Annotated in this window: 14 protein-coding genes; 8 read left to right on the forward strand and 6 right to left on the reverse strand. The window is 53.9% G+C overall.

Annotated features, from left to right (window positions below; translation table 11 throughout):
- Nucleotides 1–99: 99 nt before the first annotated feature.
- Nucleotides 100–1,740 (forward strand): ATP-dependent nuclease, encoded by a 1,641-nt coding sequence (locus RT340_RS09145; protein ID WP_211728204.1) that lies wholly within the window; start codon nucleotides 100–102, stop codon nucleotides 1,738–1,740.
- Nucleotides 1,741–1,829: 89 nt separating this feature from the next.
- On the opposite strand, the gene cspD is transcribed toward RT340_RS09145, so the two are convergent.
- The gene (cspD, locus tag RT340_RS09150) at nucleotides 1,830–2,051 is read right to left on the reverse strand and encodes a cold shock-like protein CspD (RefSeq protein WP_038647847.1); all 222 of its coding nucleotides are present in this window, start codon (nucleotides 2,049–2,051) and stop codon (nucleotides 1,830–1,832) included.
- A 322-nt stretch (nucleotides 2,052–2,373) separates the two neighbouring features.
- On the opposite strand from cspD, the gene clpS reads away from it, so the two are divergent.
- The gene (gene clpS, locus RT340_RS09155) at nucleotides 2,374–2,694 is read left to right on the forward strand and encodes an ATP-dependent Clp protease adapter ClpS (RefSeq protein ID WP_034820663.1); all 321 of its coding nucleotides are present in this window, start codon (nucleotides 2,374–2,376) and stop codon (nucleotides 2,692–2,694) included.
- Nucleotides 2,695–2,749: 55 nt separating this feature from the next.
- Nucleotides 2,750–5,029, forward strand: coding sequence for an ATP-dependent Clp protease ATP-binding subunit ClpA (clpA, locus tag RT340_RS09160; RefSeq protein WP_313375492.1), 2,280 nt, complete (start codon nucleotides 2,750–2,752; stop codon nucleotides 5,027–5,029).
- 95 nt (nucleotides 5,030–5,124) lie between these two features.
- Here the strand turns inward: clpA and infA are convergent, their stop codons facing one another.
- The 5 genes from infA to trxB all read right to left on the reverse strand — a co-directional run bounded on the left by infA (nucleotide 5,125) and on the right by trxB (nucleotide 11,030).
- Complete coding sequence (gene infA, locus RT340_RS09165) at nucleotides 5,125–5,343, reverse strand: translation initiation factor IF-1 (RefSeq protein ID WP_002211347.1); 219 nt, start codon at nucleotides 5,341–5,343, stop codon at nucleotides 5,125–5,127.
- Nucleotides 5,344–5,692: 349 nt separating this feature from the next.
- On the reverse strand, nucleotides 5,693–6,385 hold the full coding sequence (gene aat / locus RT340_RS09170) for a leucyl/phenylalanyl-tRNA--protein transferase (protein WP_097119335.1): 693 nt from the start codon (nucleotides 6,383–6,385) through the stop codon (nucleotides 5,693–5,695).
- 33 nt (nucleotides 6,386–6,418) lie between these two features.
- Nucleotides 6,419–8,149, reverse strand: a complete 1,731-nt coding sequence (cydC, locus tag RT340_RS09175; RefSeq protein ID WP_211728160.1) for a heme ABC transporter ATP-binding protein/permease CydC — start codon at nucleotides 8,147–8,149, stop codon at nucleotides 6,419–6,421.
- Complete coding sequence (gene cydD, locus RT340_RS09180) at nucleotides 8,149–9,918, reverse strand: heme ABC transporter permease/ATP-binding protein CydD (RefSeq protein ID WP_211728161.1); 1,770 nt, start codon at nucleotides 9,916–9,918, stop codon at nucleotides 8,149–8,151. The genes cydC and cydD overlap by 1 nt, the downstream gene beginning before the upstream one ends.
- A gap of 146 nt (nucleotides 9,919–10,064) precedes the next feature.
- Nucleotides 10,065–11,030 carry a thioredoxin-disulfide reductase gene (gene trxB / locus RT340_RS09185; RefSeq protein WP_313375495.1) on the reverse strand — a complete coding sequence of 322 codons (966 nt, stop codon included), beginning with the start codon at nucleotides 11,028–11,030 and terminating at the stop codon, nucleotides 10,065–10,067.
- A 520-nt stretch (nucleotides 11,031–11,550) separates the two neighbouring features.
- Here trxB and lrp point away from each other — a divergent pair.
- The 5 genes from lrp to RT340_RS09210 all read left to right on the forward strand — a co-directional run.
- Complete coding sequence (lrp, locus tag RT340_RS09190; RefSeq protein ID WP_006118610.1) at nucleotides 11,551–12,045, forward strand: leucine-responsive transcriptional regulator Lrp; 495 nt, start codon at nucleotides 11,551–11,553, stop codon at nucleotides 12,043–12,045.
- Between the two features lie 119 nt (nucleotides 12,046–12,164).
- Nucleotides 12,165–15,632 carry a DNA translocase FtsK 4TM domain-containing protein gene (locus RT340_RS09195; RefSeq protein WP_211728162.1) on the forward strand — a complete coding sequence of 1,156 codons (3,468 nt, stop codon included), beginning with the start codon at nucleotides 12,165–12,167 and terminating at the stop codon, nucleotides 15,630–15,632.
- A gap of 175 nt (nucleotides 15,633–15,807) precedes the next feature.
- Nucleotides 15,808–16,419 carry an outer membrane lipoprotein chaperone LolA gene (gene lolA, locus RT340_RS09200; RefSeq protein WP_034820613.1) on the forward strand — a complete coding sequence of 204 codons (612 nt, stop codon included), beginning with the start codon at nucleotides 15,808–15,810 and terminating at the stop codon, nucleotides 16,417–16,419.
- Between the two features lie 7 nt (nucleotides 16,420–16,426).
- Nucleotides 16,427–17,773, forward strand: coding sequence for a replication-associated recombination protein A (locus tag RT340_RS09205; RefSeq protein ID WP_097119330.1), 1,347 nt, complete (start codon nucleotides 16,427–16,429; stop codon nucleotides 17,771–17,773).
- A 96-nt stretch (nucleotides 17,774–17,869) separates the two neighbouring features.
- On the forward strand, nucleotides 17,870–17,951 hold an 82-nt coding region (locus RT340_RS09210; protein ID WP_161928932.1), incomplete at its 3' end, for a hypothetical protein.

The raw sequence follows: 17,951 nt of genomic DNA on the forward strand, positions 1-17,951 counted from the left end.
ACGGAAAACAGTTGAAGTGTAAACCTTTTACCCGTGCATTAACTTGACCAACTTAACGAGGCGAACCATGCTCAGGCAAAGCACTCAAGGGATAGCATGATGTTTCTGGAACATATCGATATTCGCGGTTTTCGTGGCATCAATCGGCTGTCGTTGCCGCTTACTGATACCAATCTGCTGATTGGTGAAAATGCCTGGGGTAAATCCAGCTTGCTGGATGCGCTGACGTTATTACTGGCGCCTGCGGCTGAACCTTATCAGTTTACCGAACATGATTTTCACTTCCCACCGGGCGATCTGGAAGCACGCCTGCGCCAGCTGCAACTGGTGTTTCGCTTTCGAGCAGAAGCGGGCGATGATGAAGCGGTGTTCCAGCCTTTCTGGCAGCGCGATGAAAACGGGCGCTTTATCCGCTTCAGCACCCGTGCGCGCCGCAACGAGCATGGTGTGAAAACCACCTGGCGCTTCATCGACCAAAATGGCGATGTGCTGGCGATGGAAGGCACTGAGGCGGCGCTGGCCCATCTGCGTGCCTTCTATCCCGTGCTCAGACTACGCGATGCGCGCTTTGGCCGGCGTGGACGGCACAGCAGCACCGATGCGGACCGCCGGGCCACGACGCTGAGTGAATTGTCACAGGAAGTCGAGAAATTAACCCGGGATTTGGTGGTGCAGCCGCAGAATCTGAGCGACGATTTACTGCGTCAGGGCTTGCACACCATGCAGCAATTGCTGGAGCACTACTTCCTTGTGCAGCAACCGGGGGTCAGCGCGGCGCGTGTCGCACCTGAATTACGCGATGGTTCGCAAGGCTGGCGTTCACTTGACAAGCTTAACCACCTGATTGCGGGAACGGAATCACGCAGTCGGCAGGTCATTTTATTGCGCATGTTCTCTTTACTGATTCAGGCGCACGGCAATGAAGCGCTGCCGCCGGGCGCTCATCCATTGTTGCTGGTGGAGGATCCGGAAACGCGACTGCATCCAATTATGCTGTCAGTGGCGTGGAATCTGCTGGATTTAATGCCGCTGCAAAAAATCACCACCACCAATTCGGGGGAGCTGTTATCTCAGGTGCCGTTAGAGAATATTTGTCGCCTGGTGCGTGAACCTACACGCGTTGCGGCATGGCGGATTGGTCCTGAAGGATTGAGCGCTGAGGAGAGCCGCCGTATTGGCTTTCATATCCGCGTGAATCGCCCCTCGGCACTCTTTGCCCGCTGCTGGTTGCTGGTGGAGGGGGAGACGGAAGTGTGGATCATCAATGAACTGGCACGGCAGCGCGGTTACCATTTTGCGGCCGAAGGGGTCAAAGTCATCGAATTTGCGCAGTCTGGTCTTAAGCCGCTGTTGAAGTTTGCCAGACGCATGGGCATTGCCTGGCATGTATTGACTGACGGCGACGAAGCGGGCAATAAGTATGCAGCCAGCGCACGGAGCCAACTGCAGGAGCATGAGCAGCAAGACGATCATCTGACGCAGTTCCCGGCTCCGGATATAGAACATTTTCTCTATAAGCAGGGGTTCAGCGACGTTTATCACGACGTGGCGCACCTGCCGTTAAACGTGCCGATGAATGCGCGGCGTATTATTACTAAAGCGATTCATCACAGCTCAAAACCCGAATTGGCGATTGCGGTAGCCATGGCGGCGGCAGAGCGTGGGCCGCAGGCGATTCCCTCGTTACTGGATCAGCTGTTTGCTCGCGTGATGTGGTTAGCTCGCGGACGTGCAGATTGAGGGGCGGGAAAATCCGCAAAAGAAAAATGCCAGCGTCTGCGGCTGGCATTTTTTTTCGGGAGTGGTCAGAATGAATGAAGATGCGCGCGTCAGGCGACTTGCGTGACTTCACAGGGCACAATCAAGCTGGCGTGATTGCCTTTTGGCCCTTCATGGACATCGAACTGAACCTGCTGGCCGGCCTTCAGCGTTCTGTATCCCTCCATCTGAATCGTGGAGTAGTGTGCGAAGATATCGTCGCCGCCGCCAATCGGACAGATAAAGCCGAAGCCCTTGGCGTTGTTGAACCATTTAACAGTACCCGTCTCCATGCTTTTACTTCCCTCGCAAGACATTTTGAACAGTAGGTGAGGTCATTGAAGCTGTGAGTCGAGTTTGTTTAAAACTCAATCAGCTTGTGTAAGTAGAATGTAGAGAAACGGTCCTTATCGTCAAGCAAACGGCCCTGGCGCACGGGGAGAAATTCATCAAAATTTGAGGCAGTTAACGCTATTGCAAATTTTGTGATACAGGTCGCGCATGGGCTTTTAGGGCCGTTTTTTCTTAAGGGAAAGGTGGCTTGACAGACATGTTAAACTTAGGAATGGGCGCAGAAATGCGCGCAATCGTAACGCAGAATTTCGACGGAACATTATGGCAAACACAAACGACTGGCTTAATTTTGAACATCTAGCCGAAGATAAAGTACGCGAAGGGTTAAAGCCGCCTTCAATGTATAAAGTCATTCTGAATAATGACGATTATACACCTATGGAATTTGTTATTGACGTTCTGCAAAAGTTCTTTTCTTATGATGTTGAACGTGCAACGCAACTGATGTTGAAAGTTCACTACCACGGAAAGGCGATTTGTGGTGTATTCACTGCAGAAGTGGCGGAAACCAAAGTCGCCCAGGTGAACAATTACGCACGAGAGAATGAACATCCGTTGCTGTGTACGCTGGAAAAAGCCTGAGCCCGTCTCCATATAGGGGAAAGGTCGTCAGAGCGATAATTGGGGGAGGTGCCAAATGCTCAATCAAGAACTGGAACTCAGTTTAAACATGGCTTTCGCCAGAGCGCGCGAGCACCGTCATGAATTTATGACCGTCGAGCATCTGTTGCTGGCATTGCTTAGCAACCCGTCGGCCAGAGAGGCACTGGAAGCCTGTACGGTGGATATCGTGGCTCTGCGACAGGAACTCGAAGCCTTCATCGAACAAACCACGCCGGTGCTGCCAGCCAGTGAAGAGGAGCGTGATACTCAACCAACGCTCAGCTTCCAGCGCGTGTTGCAACGTGCGGTATTCCATGTCCAGTCATCCGGTCGCAGCGAAGTGGCAGGCGCGAACGTGCTGGTCGCCATTTTCAGCGAGCAGGAGTCTCAAGCGGCTTACCTGCTGCGCAAACACGAAGTCAGCCGCCTCGATGTGGTGAACTTCATCTCCCATGGTACGCGTAAAGATGAGCCGGGCCAGCCGCAGAACAATGCGGAGAATCCGGTTAACGAAGAGCAAGCAGGCGGGGAGGAACGTATGGAAAACTTCACCACCAATCTTAATCAGCTTGCTCGTGTCGGCGGAATCGACCCGCTGATCGGCCGCGATAAAGAGCTGGAGCGTGCCATTCAGGTATTGTGCCGTCGCCGTAAGAATAACCCGCTGCTGGTGGGTGAATCTGGCGTGGGTAAAACCGCGATTGCGGAAGGGCTGGCCTGGCGCATTGTGCAGGGCGATGTTCCGGAAGTGATGAAAGATTGCACCATCTACTCGCTGGATATCGGTTCGCTGCTTGCGGGTACCAAGTACCGTGGTGATTTTGAAAAACGTTTCAAAGCGCTGCTCAAACAGCTGGAACAAGATACCAGTAGCATCCTGTTTATCGATGAAATTCACACCATTATCGGTGCGGGTGCCGCGTCCGGTGGACAGGTGGATGCCGCTAACCTGATCAAACCGTTGCTCTCCAGCGGGAAAATCCGCGTGATGGGTTCAACCACCTATCAGGAGTTCAGCAACATCTTTGAGAAGGATCGTGCGCTGGCGCGTCGTTTCCAGAAGATCGACATTACCGAACCTTCTGTCGAAGAAACCGTGCAGATTCTTAACGGACTGAAACCGAAGTATGAAGCTCACCATGATGTGCGTTATACCGCGAAGGCAGTGCGTGCAGCCGTGGAATTGGCGGTGAAATACATCAACGATCGTCATCTGCCGGATAAGGCGATTGACGTGATAGATGAAGCAGGTGCTCGTGCGCGTCTGGTGCCGGTGAGTAAGCGTAAGAAAACGGTCAACGTGTCGGATATTGAATCTGTGGTGGCACGTATTGCGCGTATCCCAGAGCAAAGTGTGTCAGCCACCGATCGCGACACGCTGAAAAATCTCGGCGATCGTCTGAAAATGCTGGTGTTTGGCCAGGATAACGCGATTGAAGCACTGACTGAAGCGATCAAGATGAGCCGTGCCGGTCTCGGTCAGGATCGCAAACCCGTGGGGTCATTCCTGTTTGCTGGGCCAACCGGCGTCGGTAAAACCGAAGTGACGGTTCAGTTGGCGAAGGCCCTGGGGATTGAGCTGCTGCGTTTCGATATGTCCGAGTATACGGAGCGCCACACCGTTAGCCGTTTGATCGGTGCACCTCCGGGATATGTTGGTTTCGATCAGGGTGGTTTGCTCACCGATGCGGTGATTAAGCATCCGCATGCGGTGGTGCTGCTGGATGAAATCGAGAAAGCGCACCCGGATGTCTTTAACCTGCTGCTGCAGGTGATGGATAACGGCATGCTGACCGATAACAACGGCCGCAAAGCGGACTTCCGCAATGTGGTGCTGGTGATGACCACCAACGCCGGTGTTCGCGAAACTGAGCGTAAGTCGATTGGTTTGATTCAGCAGGACAACAGCACCGACGCGATGGAAGAGATCAAAAAGATCTTTACGCCTGAGTTCCGTAACCGTCTGGATAACATTATCTGGTTCCGTCATCTGGATACCGCGGTGATCCATCAGGTGGTGGATAAGTTCATCGTCGAGTTGCAAGCGCAACTGGATGCAAAAGGCGTCTCGCTGGAAGTCAGTGATGATGCTCGTGACTGGCTGGCGGATAAAGGTTACGACAAAGCGATGGGTGCCCGTCCAATGGCACGTGCCGTGCAGGAGAATCTGAAGAAACCACTGGCTAACGAACTGCTGTTTGGTTCATTAGTGGATGGCGGTTCAGTCTCGGTGGCGCTGGATAAAGAAAAAAACCAGCTGACCTACCATTTCCTGAGTGCGGAAAAACGGAAAACCGAAGGGACTGTGCACTGATGTGCTGAGTTGCAGATAAGAAAAGGCCGGATGAAAATCCGGCCTTTTTTTTCGCGCTCAGTTAATTGCCACAAACGCGAGATGTGGACAACAACTTAGCGACTACGGAAGACAATGCGGCCTTTGCTCAGGTCGTACGGGGTCAACTCGACAGTCACTTTGTCGCCCGTCAGGATGCGGATGTAGTTTTTGCGCATTTTACCGGAGATATGAGCGGTAACCACGTGCCCGTTTTCAAGTTCTACGCGGAACATGGTGTTAGGTAACGTATCCAGTACGGTACCTTGCATTTCAATATTGTCTTCTTTGGCCATCGAATCCTCTGGGGTGAACTACCAAACTGTTGAACCGGCAAGATAATGCCGAATTCCATGATTTATGTAAAGAACCGTTGGCGATTTTGCCAACGCTTCGCCGTGCGTCGCGCCATTGCGCGTGCATTACGGAAAAATTCGGGTGTTTTTATTGACGTCTGCGGGGGATTAGCGGGCTAAGAAGTTGTCGCAATTGGCATCAAGTGCACAACGGTAACAGCTTCGGGAAATGGATGAGATTCCCAACCTGGCAATTCCGGCTCGCCACAGCGAAGCGCGGACGACATACCAAACTCGCTTATTGTATCACTTTTGTCGGGAATTGTGTGCAAAACATCTGCGAGCAGGGTCAAAAAAGGGTTTGTGTTTGCCAGCAACCGCTTAAAACAGGCTGCCACGCCAGTGTTTGCACGTACTGTAAATAATCGACACGCGGGATTTCAACGGCGCCCAACGAAGCCGTATGTGGGTTAAGCACCTGGCAATCAATCAAGCGTCCCTGATGAGCGAGAAAATGCTGAGAGAACACCCACAGCGCAGTTTTTGACGCATTTTCCTGGCGGCTAAACATCGACTCGCCACAAAAAATCTGCCCAAGCGCCAGACCATACATGCCGCCTACCAGCCGATTATCATTCCAGACTTCAATCGAATGCGCGTGACCCAGCTCGTACAAACGCAGCCAGGCGCGTTTCACCTCAAAGGTAATCCAGGTGCCTTCTTGTCTGCCGCTGGCACAGCCTTCCAGTACCTGCGGGAAAGCATGATTCATGGTAACGCGAAAAGGTGAACGGCGATGAAAACGCGCCATGCTGCGGCTGAGATGAAAAGATTCAGGAAGCATCACGGCACGCGGATCGGGCGACCACCATAGAATCGGATCGCCGGGCGAAAACCAGGGGAAAATGCCGCGCTGATAGGCGTTCATCAGTCGGGCAGGGGAGAGGTCGCCGCCCATCGCCAATAATCCATTCGGCTCGCGCAGCGCCATCTCCGGCGGAGGAAAATTTAATGAATCCCGTGAAAGTTGTACCAGTCTCATTGCGTCAATTACCTTTCGGGCTGCTCGCTAAGACTATAGCGCAAAGCGCTGGTGGAAACGCCAATAGCGTCCTGCTTTTGAGATTAATTCGTCATGCGTGCCCGACTCAATAATCTGTCCCTGGTCCATCACGCAAATACGATCCATTGTTGCCAGGCCGCTGAGGCGATGGGTCACCATGATAACCGTCTTACCCTGACTGACCTGGCGCAACAGCGTCAATATCTGCTGTTCGGTGGTGGCGTCCAGGCCTTCGGTGGGCTCATCAAGCAACCATAGATCGCCGTTGTGCAACAGGGCGCGTGCAATGGCCAGGCGGCGCAGTTCGCCTCCCGACAGCGGGCGGCCACCTTCGCCCATCCATGCGTTGAGCCCTTCATCATGTTCCGCCAAATGGGTGAGTCCAACCTGATGCAGTGCTGCATTCAGTTGTTCATCACTGGCGGCAGGGTGTGCCAGCAGTAAATTATCGCGTAACGTCTGACTAAACAGATGCACGCGCTGCGTGACCACGCTGATACGTTGACGCAGACTTTTTTCGTCCCACTCAGCTAGGGGAATATTATTCAGTCGAATGTCACCCTGCTGCGCCTGCCAGCCACGCGTGATCAGTGCCAGCAAACTGGATTTGCCGCAGCCGGTGGGGCCGAGCAGTGCCAGATGCTCACCGGTTCGCAGTGTCAGCGAGAATTGCCTGAGTACCGGTTCCGGTCGCTGCGGATAGCTGAAAGTGATTTTTTCCAGCGTCAGGCTGATGCCCGAATCAGAGGGCACGGTCGAGGATGGAAAACGAATCAGAGGCGCTTGCTCAATGATTTCCTGTACGCGTTGCGCCGCACCAGTGACCTGCGAAAGCGGCAAAAAGGCGCCTGCTACCGGTGCCAGCGCTTCAAATGCCGCCAGGCCGCAGAACACGAAAAGTGCGATGAATGCGCCAGGTGCGCTATCGCCGCCCACGCCCGCTGCGGAGATCCACAGCAGCAAGACGACGGTTGATCCACTAGTTAACAATAACAGGCTTTGTGCCAGCGCTTGCAGACGATGCTGACGCTGCTGTGCCTGCTGCCAGCGCATTTCCTCCGCATCCAGTTTTTGACGCCATAAGGCCGCAGCACCATAAATTTGCAATTCAGCCAGTCCGGTTACCCATTGCGTCAGTTGCAAACGCCAACTGGCTTGGTGCTGGGCGATGCGATGCCCGGCTGAGGTGCCTAATCGCCAGAACAGCGGCGGCATGAGCACAAGCGTCAGCAACATCATCCCGCCCAACAGCAGCGCCAGTGGCACATCCAATATCGCCAGACCGCAAGTGACTACCACTATCACTACCGCCGCGCCGACCAGCGGTGAAATGACGCGCAGATAGAGATGGTCTAACGTATCGACATCACTGACAAAGCGGTTAAGCAGTTCGCCCTGTCTGAAACAGGCCAGTTGTTCGGGGGCCAGTGCGATCAGTTTGCTAAAGGTGAACACACGCAAATGCTGCAACACCCTGAAAGTGGCATCGTGACTGACTAAGCGTTCGAAGTAACGCGACGCAGTGCGAGTGATGGCCGCGCCACGCACCCCTGCTGCGGGCAACATATAGTTGAAACTGTAAAGGCCAGCCACGCCAGCCAGCGATGAGGCGGCAAGGAACCAGCCAGATAGGGTGAGCAAGCCGATACTGGCGAGCAAAGTCGCAATGGCTAACACGATGCCCAGACCTAAACGCCAGGGATGACGACGAAACAGGCGCAGAAACGGCAATAGTGGATTCATCAGATAATCTCCTGTTGGCGATGCTGCACCATGGCACGCAACGGCCCGTCCTGAGCAATCAGTTGTTGCCACTGCCCCTGCTGCACCAGTTTCCCGGATTGCATCACCCAAACTTCATCCCAACTGGCAAGATCGTGAAGTTGGTGGGTGATCATGAGGGTGGTTTGCTGTGTGGCGGCCTGGTTTAATGCGCGCAACACATGCTGTTCACTTTGGCTATCAAGACCTGAACCGGGCTCGTCCAGCAGCAGTAGTTGTGCCGGTTTCAACAGTGCACGCGCAACGGCGACGCGTTGTGCCTGGCCAACAGAAAGGCCCATTCCACCATCGCCAATGGATGTGTCGAGGCCTTGCGGTAAACGGGCGAGAAACTCATCCACGCCCGCCTGTTGCAAAACGCTGCGCAGTGTTGCTTCATCCATGCTGCTGTTGAGAGACAGGTTTTCGCGCAACGTGGTCGCGGGCAAATGGGGATTTTGACCCACCCACGCCAGATGCTGCTGCCAGTTCTCACGGCTGATATCCCTCAGTTCATGCCCATTGACCCGCAGCGATCCTTGATAGGGTAGAAAGCCGAGCAACACGTTCATCAGTGCTGATTTCCCCGCTCCACTCTGACCCACCAGCGCCACGCGTTTATTCGCCTCAAGCGTAAAATTCAGCGGCTGTGATAACGCTTCACCTTTGGCTGTCATCACCACCAAATCTTGTGCTTCAAGGCTTAAAGGTGTATCGAAAGCGACTGACAGGCTGGAGGCGGAAGCTGGGATTTCCGGACTTTCGTTAAGAAAACGATCCAGTGCATCGGCGCCCCCCACAGCTTGCGCTTTAGCGTGGTAAAAAGTACCCAGATCGCGCAGCGGCTGGAAAAACTCAGGCGCCAATATCAGTGCCAGGAATCCAGCAAACAAGGTCACGCCAGTGCCGTAATGACCGAAATTGAGTTCGCCAAGGTAGGAGAAGCCGAAATAGACCGCGACCACGGCAATCGCCAGTGAGGCAAAGAATTCCAGCACTGCGGAAGAGAGAAAAGCAAGGCGCAGCACTTCCATGGTGCGCTGACGAAAATCCGTGGTGCTTTCAGCAATCGCCTGCTGTTCAGCGGCAGCCCTGTAGAACAGGCGCAAGGTTTCACGCCCGCGCAGGCGGTCATAAAAATCGCCGCTCAGACGCGCCAGTGCGAGGAAGTTGCGACGGTTTGCATCGGCGGCACCCATGCCGACCATCGCCATGAAAATCGGAATCAGCGGTGCGGTCGCGAGCAGGATCAATCCTGCCGCCCAGTTAATCGGGAAGATGGCTATCAGGATGGCGAAGGGAATAAAAACGGCCAGTGACATCTGTGGCAGATACCGCGCGTAATACTCTTGCATCTCTTCAATTTGCTCAAGCAGCAGCGTTGCCCAGCTTCCCGCTGGTTTGCCCTGAACCCAGGCAGGACCTAAATCATTCAGCTTATCCAGTACCTGCTTGCGCAGAGCGCGACGGATGGCAACGCCAGCACGGTAACCTGCCATTTCTCGTGCATAGTGCAGACCTGCGCGAAGAGCAAAGCACAACAGCAGCAGGATGAAATCAGTCAGCAGGGCACCGCGCGGTTGTTGGGCGACAATAAGATTCTGCAGCAGCGAGGCCAGCAACCAGGCTTGAGCAATAATCACCAGTGCACCGGCAAAACCGAATAGCGATGCGGCACGTAAACTTCGTGCGCCATGAAGACGTTGCTGGCGGAGCCAGCGAAGAAGATGTTGCTGCCGTGATTTTTCCATGCGAAGCCGTTTGATCACTGATGGAGAGAGGCAAAACCGGATAAAGTATCCGGAAATAGTAAGCGCATGAACTTTAGCATGCAGGCAATAAAAAAGGCGACCTAAACAGGTCGCCTCTTTGCAATTATGATCAGCTTATTAACAAGTTACAGATCGGTTTTAACAAGCCCGTCAAGATAGCGTTCTGCATCCAGCGCCGCCATACAGCCGGTGCCGGCAGAGGTGATCGCCTGGCGATAAATATGATCCATCACGTCACCCGCCGCAAACACGCCAGGAATGCTGGTCTGGGTCGCATTGCCCTGCAGACCGGACTGCACTTTGATATAGCCGTTTTCCAGCGCCAGCTGGCCGTCGAAAATGTCAGTATTCGGGCTATGACCAATCGCCACAAACAGCCCGGCAACATCCAGCGTTTCCGGCTCTTCACCTTTGGTGGAAAGCAGTTTCACACCGGTGACACCCATCTGATCGCCGACCACTTCTTCCAGTGTGCGATCGGTGTGCAGTACGATGTTGCCGTTGCGCACTTTATCCATCAGACGATCAATCAGGATTTTTTCCGCACGGAAGCTATCACGACGGTGAATCAAATGGACTTTCGCCGCGATATTTGCCAGGTAAAGGGCCTCTTCCACCGCGGTATTACCGCCACCAATCACCGCGACTTCTTGATTGCGATAAAAGAAACCGTCACAGGTCGCACAGGCGGAAACCCCTTTGCCTTTGAACGCTTCTTCAGAGGGCAGGCCGAGATAACGTGCGGAGGCGCCAGTAGCAATGATCAGCGCGTCAGCGGTGTATTCGCCACTGTCCCCCGTTAAACGGAACGGGCGATTCTGCAAATCTACCGTATGAATATGGTCGAAAATAATTTCGGTGTTGAATTTCTCGGCATGCTCTTGCATACGTTCCATCAACGCCGGGCCTGTCAGATCGTTCGGATCGCCTGGCCAATTCTCCACTTCAGTTGTGGTGGTGAGCTGACCGCCTTTTTCCAGCCCGGTAATCAATACCGGATTCAGGTTAGCGCGGGCGGCATAGACTGCCGCAGTATATCCGGCAGGGCCGGAGCCTAAAATGAGCAGCTTACTGTGTTTGGCCGTACTCATGCGTTCCTCAGTTTTTTGCGACAACATAGTTTTTGATTGTAGGGAAATTAGCGCAGCAAAAAAAGGTTTCAGCAATTTTGATAACAATCGCTGCAAGCGGCGTAGTCGATGAGTGCAAATTCTGCACGTCGATTGCGCCAAAAGGGGGCAATGCTCGGCAAATTTTGATGCAGCAGCATAAAAATTCTCATTTAAAAACAGCAACCCAGAACTCTATCTGGCATCTTGTACTGAATTTGGATGTTTTACTTTGACAATCGCCTGCTGTTTTGCGAAAACATTACCAGAAGCGGAGAATATTTAGCGGTTCAAAACAGAATTTCATTTCTGTTTTGCACGTTTTTGCCGGATAAACTCAGTCTGACATTGGTAATGACGCATGATGTGGACAGACAACATGCGTCATACGGATGGAAGCATTACTGCACAGACTTATCGTCTTCACTTCAGTAAGGCCCTGAACAATGAGCGTTTTCAGGGTGTGGCAGGTAAAGGGAAGGAATTAAGAGAGACAATAATAATGGTAGACAATAAGAAACGCCCCGGAAAAGATCTGGACCGTATCGACAGAAACATTCTGAATGAATTGCAAAAAGACGGCCGTATTTCTAATGTTGAGCTTTCAAAACGTGTTGGCTTATCACCTACGCCGTGTCTTGAGCGTGTGCGTCGCCTGGAACGTCAGGGCTTCATTTTGGGTTACACCGCACAACTGAACCCACATTATCTGGATGCTTCACTGCTGGTATTCGTTGAGATTACTCTGAATCGTGGTGCGCCAGATGTGTTTGAACAATTTAACGCCGCTGTGCAAAAACTTGAGGAAACTCAAGAGTGTCACCTCGTTTCCGGTGACTTTGACTACCTGTTGAAAACCCGTGTACCGGACATGTCCGCCTACCGTAAGCTTTTGGGTGAAACCTTGCTGCGCCTGCCGGGCGTTAACGACACCCGTACTTACGTGGTGATGGAAGAGGTCAAACAGAGCAATCGTCTGGTGATCAAAACCCGGTAATGCAGGGCAGGTGCAAAACTTGCAGGAATTCGGTACACTCCTGTGAATTCATACAGGACCAGCGTCGGGCTTGCCCGGCGCTGTTGCCTTCTTAATTTACAGGCACCTGGAGAGTTCTCTTGAGCCAGGAATATACAGAAGATAAAGACGTTTCGTTACAACCGCTGAGCAGTGGACGCAGGCTGCTGGAAGCGTTGCTCATCCTTGTGGCCCTGTTCGCCATCTATTTGATGGTGTCGCTGGTTAGCTTCAACCCTTCCGATCCCAGCTGGTCTCAGACCGCCTGGCATGAACCGATCCATAATTTGGGTGGTAGTGTCGGCGCATGGCTGGCGGATACGCTCTTATTCATTTTCGGCGTGATGGCGTATGCCATACCTCCGGTCATCATTGGTTTGTGCTGGATTACATTCCGTCAGCGCGATCGCCAGGATTACATCGATTACTTTGCGGTGGGCTTACGCCTGATTGGCGTGCTGGCGCTGGTGGTGACCACTTGTGGTTTAGCCGCGCTGAACGTCGATGACATCTGGTACTTTGCTTCGGGCGGTGTGATTGGCAGCCTCGTCAGTAATGCGATGGCACCCTGGTTTAGTTCTGCCGGCGGTACTTTAACGCTGATCTGCGTCTGGGCGGCAGGCATAACCCTGTACACAGGCTGGTCGTGGCTGACGATCGCCGAAAAAATCGGGAGCGTGGTGATGGGCGTGCTGACCTTCGCCAGCAACCGCTCTCGTCATGACGAACCCTGGCAGGAAGAAGATGAGTACGAAGAAGAGGAAGAGCATGCCGAACATGCTGCGCCTCAACTGCTTGCTGCGCAATCGCATGATGACGATGATGACGTTCTACTGGCTAAGCCGCGTAAGGTGGCTGAGCCTATCGCCGAACAGCTGCCGGATGATCCTCTGCTAGCCAAAGCCAGTGCCGCGACAGCTGCAGCCATTGCTGTGACCGCCGAAGCAGCACACCAGGCGCCAGTTGTGCCTTCCCCCGTGTTCAATGCACCAGCCGAAGCGGCACCTGTTGTTCATACCCCGGAAGTGCGAGCGGCAGAAGCACCTGTTGCGGTACCGCCTGCGCCTGAACCGGTTATTCAACCCGCACCGCCGCTGTATCGCTTTGAAGTTCCGGGCGAACCTGCACCTTCAGCGTTTTCACCCGTTGATGACGATGAAGGGCCACGCATGGGGAACTGGCAGGATGCCGCTCAATCATCTGCTTCTCTGAACACTGCGGCAGCCGCAGCAGTGGGGGCAGCTGCAGCGAAAACGGCTTCTGCGTATACACCCGCTTTCGATGTGGTGCCGGAGCGCGATTACAACCCGCAGGTGAAGCAGGGTATTGGCCCTGAATTGCCGCGTCCGAACAAAGTTAAACTGCCAACACGTCGTGAACTGGCTTCTTACGGCATTAAGTTGCCGTCACAGCGTATGGCTGAAGACAAAGCGCGCGAAGAAGCTGAACAGCAACTGCCTGAAATGACCGCGACCTATCATGAACCGTTACAGGATCATGAAGAGGATGCCGCGTTGCAGGAAGCCCAACTGCGTGAAGCGTTTGCGTCTCAGCAACAGCAGCGCTATGCAGAGACCGGACAGCATCAAGTCGAAGAAGATGAAGAGGCTTTACATCAGGCGCAGTTGGCTAATCAGTTTGCCGCTCAGCAGCAACAACGCTATCAGCAATCTGATACCAATGAAGGTCCAGTATTTAACCTTGATACTTCATCAGCCTTTGATTTTTCGCCGATGAAAGATTTGGTTGATGACGGCCCAAGCGAGCCATTGTTTACCATCGCTGCCACGCCTGAGCCGGAAGCGCCTGCGCAATGGCAGCAGCCTGTCGCACCGCAACCTGAAGCGCCTTCGCAGTGGCAGCAGCCTGCCGCACCGCAATCTGAAGCACCTGCGCAGTGGCAACAACCTGCAGCACCGCAGCCGGAAGCCATGCCATCGCTGAATGAGCACAATAGTCCATGGTCATCACCCGAGACCGAAAGCTATGCTGCGCCAGCAGAAGCGCCTCAACCGGTCGCACCTGCGCAAGATAGCCTGTTCCATCCGTTCCTGGTTCGTCATGAACGTCCGCTGGAAAAGCCTTCTACGCCGCTGCCGACGCTTGATTTGCTGACCTCTCCACCTTCGGAAGAGGAACCGGTGGATATGTTCGCGCTTGAGCAGACAGCACGTCTGGTTGAAGCGCGTCTGGCCGATTATCGTGTGAAAGCTGAGGTGGTGGGCATCTCGCCTGGCCCGGTTATCACCCGCTTTGAGCTGGATCTCGCTCCTGGCGTGAAAGCCGCACGTATCTCTAACCTGTCGCGCGATTTGGCCCGTTCGCTCTCTGCCGTCGCGGTGCGTGTGGTGGAAGTGATTCCAGGCAAACCTTACGTCGGCCTGGAATTACCGAACAAACATCGCCAAACCGTGTATCTGCGCGAAGTGCTGGATTGCGACAAGTTCCGTGATAACCCGTCACCGTTGTCAGTGGTGCTGGGTAAAGACATTTCGGGCCAGCCGGTGGTGGCCGATCTGGCGAAGATGCCGCATCTGCTGGTTGCCGGTACGACCGGTTCCGGTAAGTCGGTTGGTGTGAACACCATGATCATCAGCATGCTGTATAAAGCCACACCAGAAGAAGTGCGCTTTATCATGATCGACCCGAAAATGCTGGAGCTCTCCGTCTACGAAGGCATTCCGCATTTGCTGACTGAGGTGGTCACCGACATGAAAGATGCAGCGAACGCGCTGCGCTGGAGTGTGGGTGAGATGGAACGCCGCTATAAACTGATGTCTGCGCTAGGCGTGCGTAATCTTGCCGGTTACAACGAGAAAATTGAGCAGGCTGCTGCCATGGGGCGTCCAATTCCAGACCCGTTCTGGAAGCCGGGTGACAGCATGGACACTACGCCGCCAGTGCTGGAAAAACTGCCGTATATCGTGGTGTTGGTCGATGAATTCGCCGATCTGATGATGGCGGTGGGCAAGAAAGTTGAAGAGTTGATTGCTCGCCTGGCACAGAAAGCGCGTGCGGCGGGTATTCACCTGGTGCTGGCAACCCAGCGTCCGTCGGTGGATGTGATTACCGGCTTGATCAAAGCCAACATCCCAACGCGTATCGCCTTTACGGTGTCCAGTAAAATTGACTCACGTACTATTCTTGATCAAGGCGGCGCGGAATCACTGCTGGGGATGGGTGACATGCTGTACATGCCGCCTAACTCCTCAATGCCGGTGCGTGTCCACGGCGCCTTCGTGCGCGATCAGGAAGTGCATGCGGTGGTGCAGGACTGGAAAGCACGTGGACGTCCGCAATACATCGACAGCATTACCGCGGGTGAAGAGAGCGAGAGCACAGCGGGCGGTCTTGATGGTGATGAAGAGCTTGATCCGCTGTTCGATCAGGCGGTCTCATTTGTGGTCGAGAAACGTCGCGCCTCTATCTCCGGGGTTCAGCGTCAGTTCCGTATTGGTTACAACCGTGCAGCGCGCATCATTGAACAGATGGAAGCGCAGGGTATTGTCTCTGAACCGGGCCATAATGGTAACCGCGAGGTGCTATCACCGCCGCCGCATGAGATGTAATCTAGCGCACGCCATGACTTACTTCTGGGCCAGTTAACACTGGCCCGTTGTTTATCTGCAGAACGATCCCCATATCGTTGGGAGCTTTCGGCTTTTTCTTCTGTCGAACAGACAGAGCGGCAACTACGTTTAATGCAGTAAGTGTCGGGAAACCATGAATAAGGAATCGAATCAGATGAAATTACGCGTTATTGCCTGCGGCCTGCTGGCCGGTTTTGTTTCTTCGTCGGTATTGGCGGATGCGTCGAGCGATTTGCAGCAGCGTCTGAACAAAGTGAACAGCTTCCATGCCAGCTTTAGCCAGAAAGTGACAGATGGCAGCGGTGCAAATGTACAGGATGGTGAAGGTGAGCTGTGGGTTAAACGCCCAAGCTTATTCAACTGGCATATGACCGCGCCAGACGAAAGCGTGATTATCTCCGACGGTAAAAACCTGTGGTTCTATAATCCGTTCGTCGAGCAAGCCAGCGTTAGCCTGCTGCAGAACGCCACCAGCAATACGCCATTCATGCTGATTGCCCGAAATCAGCCAAGCGACTGGCAGCAGTACAACATCAAGCAGCAGGGTGATAATTTCGAACTGACGCCAAAAAGCAGCGATGGCAACCTGAAGCAATTCACCATCAACGTCTCTGCATCCGGCACCATCAACAAATTCAGTGCGATTGAGCAAGATGGTCAACACAGTGATTATCAGCTGAAGAGCCAGAAAAACGGTGCGATTAGCCCAGATAAGTTCACCTTTACACCGCCAAAAGGGGTAACGGTGGACGATCAACGTCAGTGAGGTCGCGGTGAGTAACCTGTCCCTGGATTTCGCCTCTTCAAATGAGTTCCAGCCGCTGGCCGCGCGTATGCGGCCAGGCACATTGCAGCAGTATATCGGGCAACAGCATCTGCTGGCGGCGGGTAAACCGCTGCCGCGCGCGATTGAAGCCGGGCATTTGCACTCAATGATTTTGTGGGGGCCGCCAGGAACAGGGAAAACAACACTGGCAGAGATCATTGCGCACTATGGCAAGGCGGATGTCGAGCGAATTTCTGCCGTGACATCCGGCGTGAAAGAGATCCGTGAAGCCATCGAGCGCGCGCGGCAGAATCGTCAACTGGGCCGCCGTACCATCCTGTTTGTGGATGAGGTTCATCGTTTTAATAAAAGCCAGCAGGATGCATTCCTGCCCCATATTGAAGATGGCACCATTACCTTTATCGGTGCGACCACCGAGAATCCATCGTTTGAACTCAACTCGGCACTGCTATCGCGTGCTCGTGTCTATCTGCTGAAATCGCTCACCACGGAAGATATTGAACAGGTGCTCACCCAGGCGATGGAGGATAGTGCGCGGGGTTACGGTAACAGCGACATTCTGCTCCCAGAAAACACCCGGCGCATGATTGCTGAGTTGGTTAACGGCGATGCACGTCGTGCGCTGAATACGCTGGAAATGATGGCGGATATGGCAGAGAGCAACGCGCAAGGTCAGCGTGAGCTGACGCCACAGCTGCTGAATGAAGTCTCGGGAGAAAGGGCGGCGCGTTTTGATAATAAAGGCGATCGTTTCTACGATCTGATTTCGGCGCTGCATAAATCCGTGCGCGGTTCGGCGCCAGATGCCGCCCTGTATTGGTATGCCCGCATTATTACAGCCGGCGGCGACCCGTTATATGTTGCACGCCGTTTACTGGCGATCGCTTCTGAAGATGTGGGCAATGCCGATCCGCGCGGCATGCAGGTCGCTATCTCAGCGTGGGACTGTTTCACTCGCGTCGGGCCTGCAGAAGGTGAGCGCGCCATCGCACAGGCGATCGTCTATCTGGCCTGCGCGCCCAAAAGTAATGCGGTTTACACGGCGTTCAAGGCGGCCATGCGCGACGCACGAGAATTCCCGGATTATGATGTGCCAGAGCACCTGCGCAATGCGCCCACCAAATTAATGAAAGAGATGGGGCTGGGCAAAGAGTATCGTTATGCACATGACGAACCCAATGCTTACGCTGCCGGAGAGGTGTTCTTCCCACCTGAAATGGCGCAAACGCGCTACTATCAACCCACCAATCGGGGGCTTGAAGGGAAAATCGGCGAAAAACTCGCCTGGTTGGCTGAACAGGATCAAAATAGCCCGATAAAACGCTACCGCTGATAAACGCCTTACGGTAAGGTGAGCAAGTATTTCAATGCATTCCAGTGGGATGCATCCCTTCATTCGTTCAACCAACCTTAATTACACAGGATAAGCATGCTCGATCCCAATCTGCTGCGTAATGAGCCAGACGCAGTCGCTGAAAAACTGGCACGCCGAGGATTCAAACTGGATGTGG

The sequence above is a fragment of the Pantoea sp. CTOTU50773 genome (assembly GCF_032082325.1).
Lineage (GTDB): Bacteria > Pseudomonadota > Gammaproteobacteria > Enterobacterales > Enterobacteriaceae > Pantoea > Pantoea communis.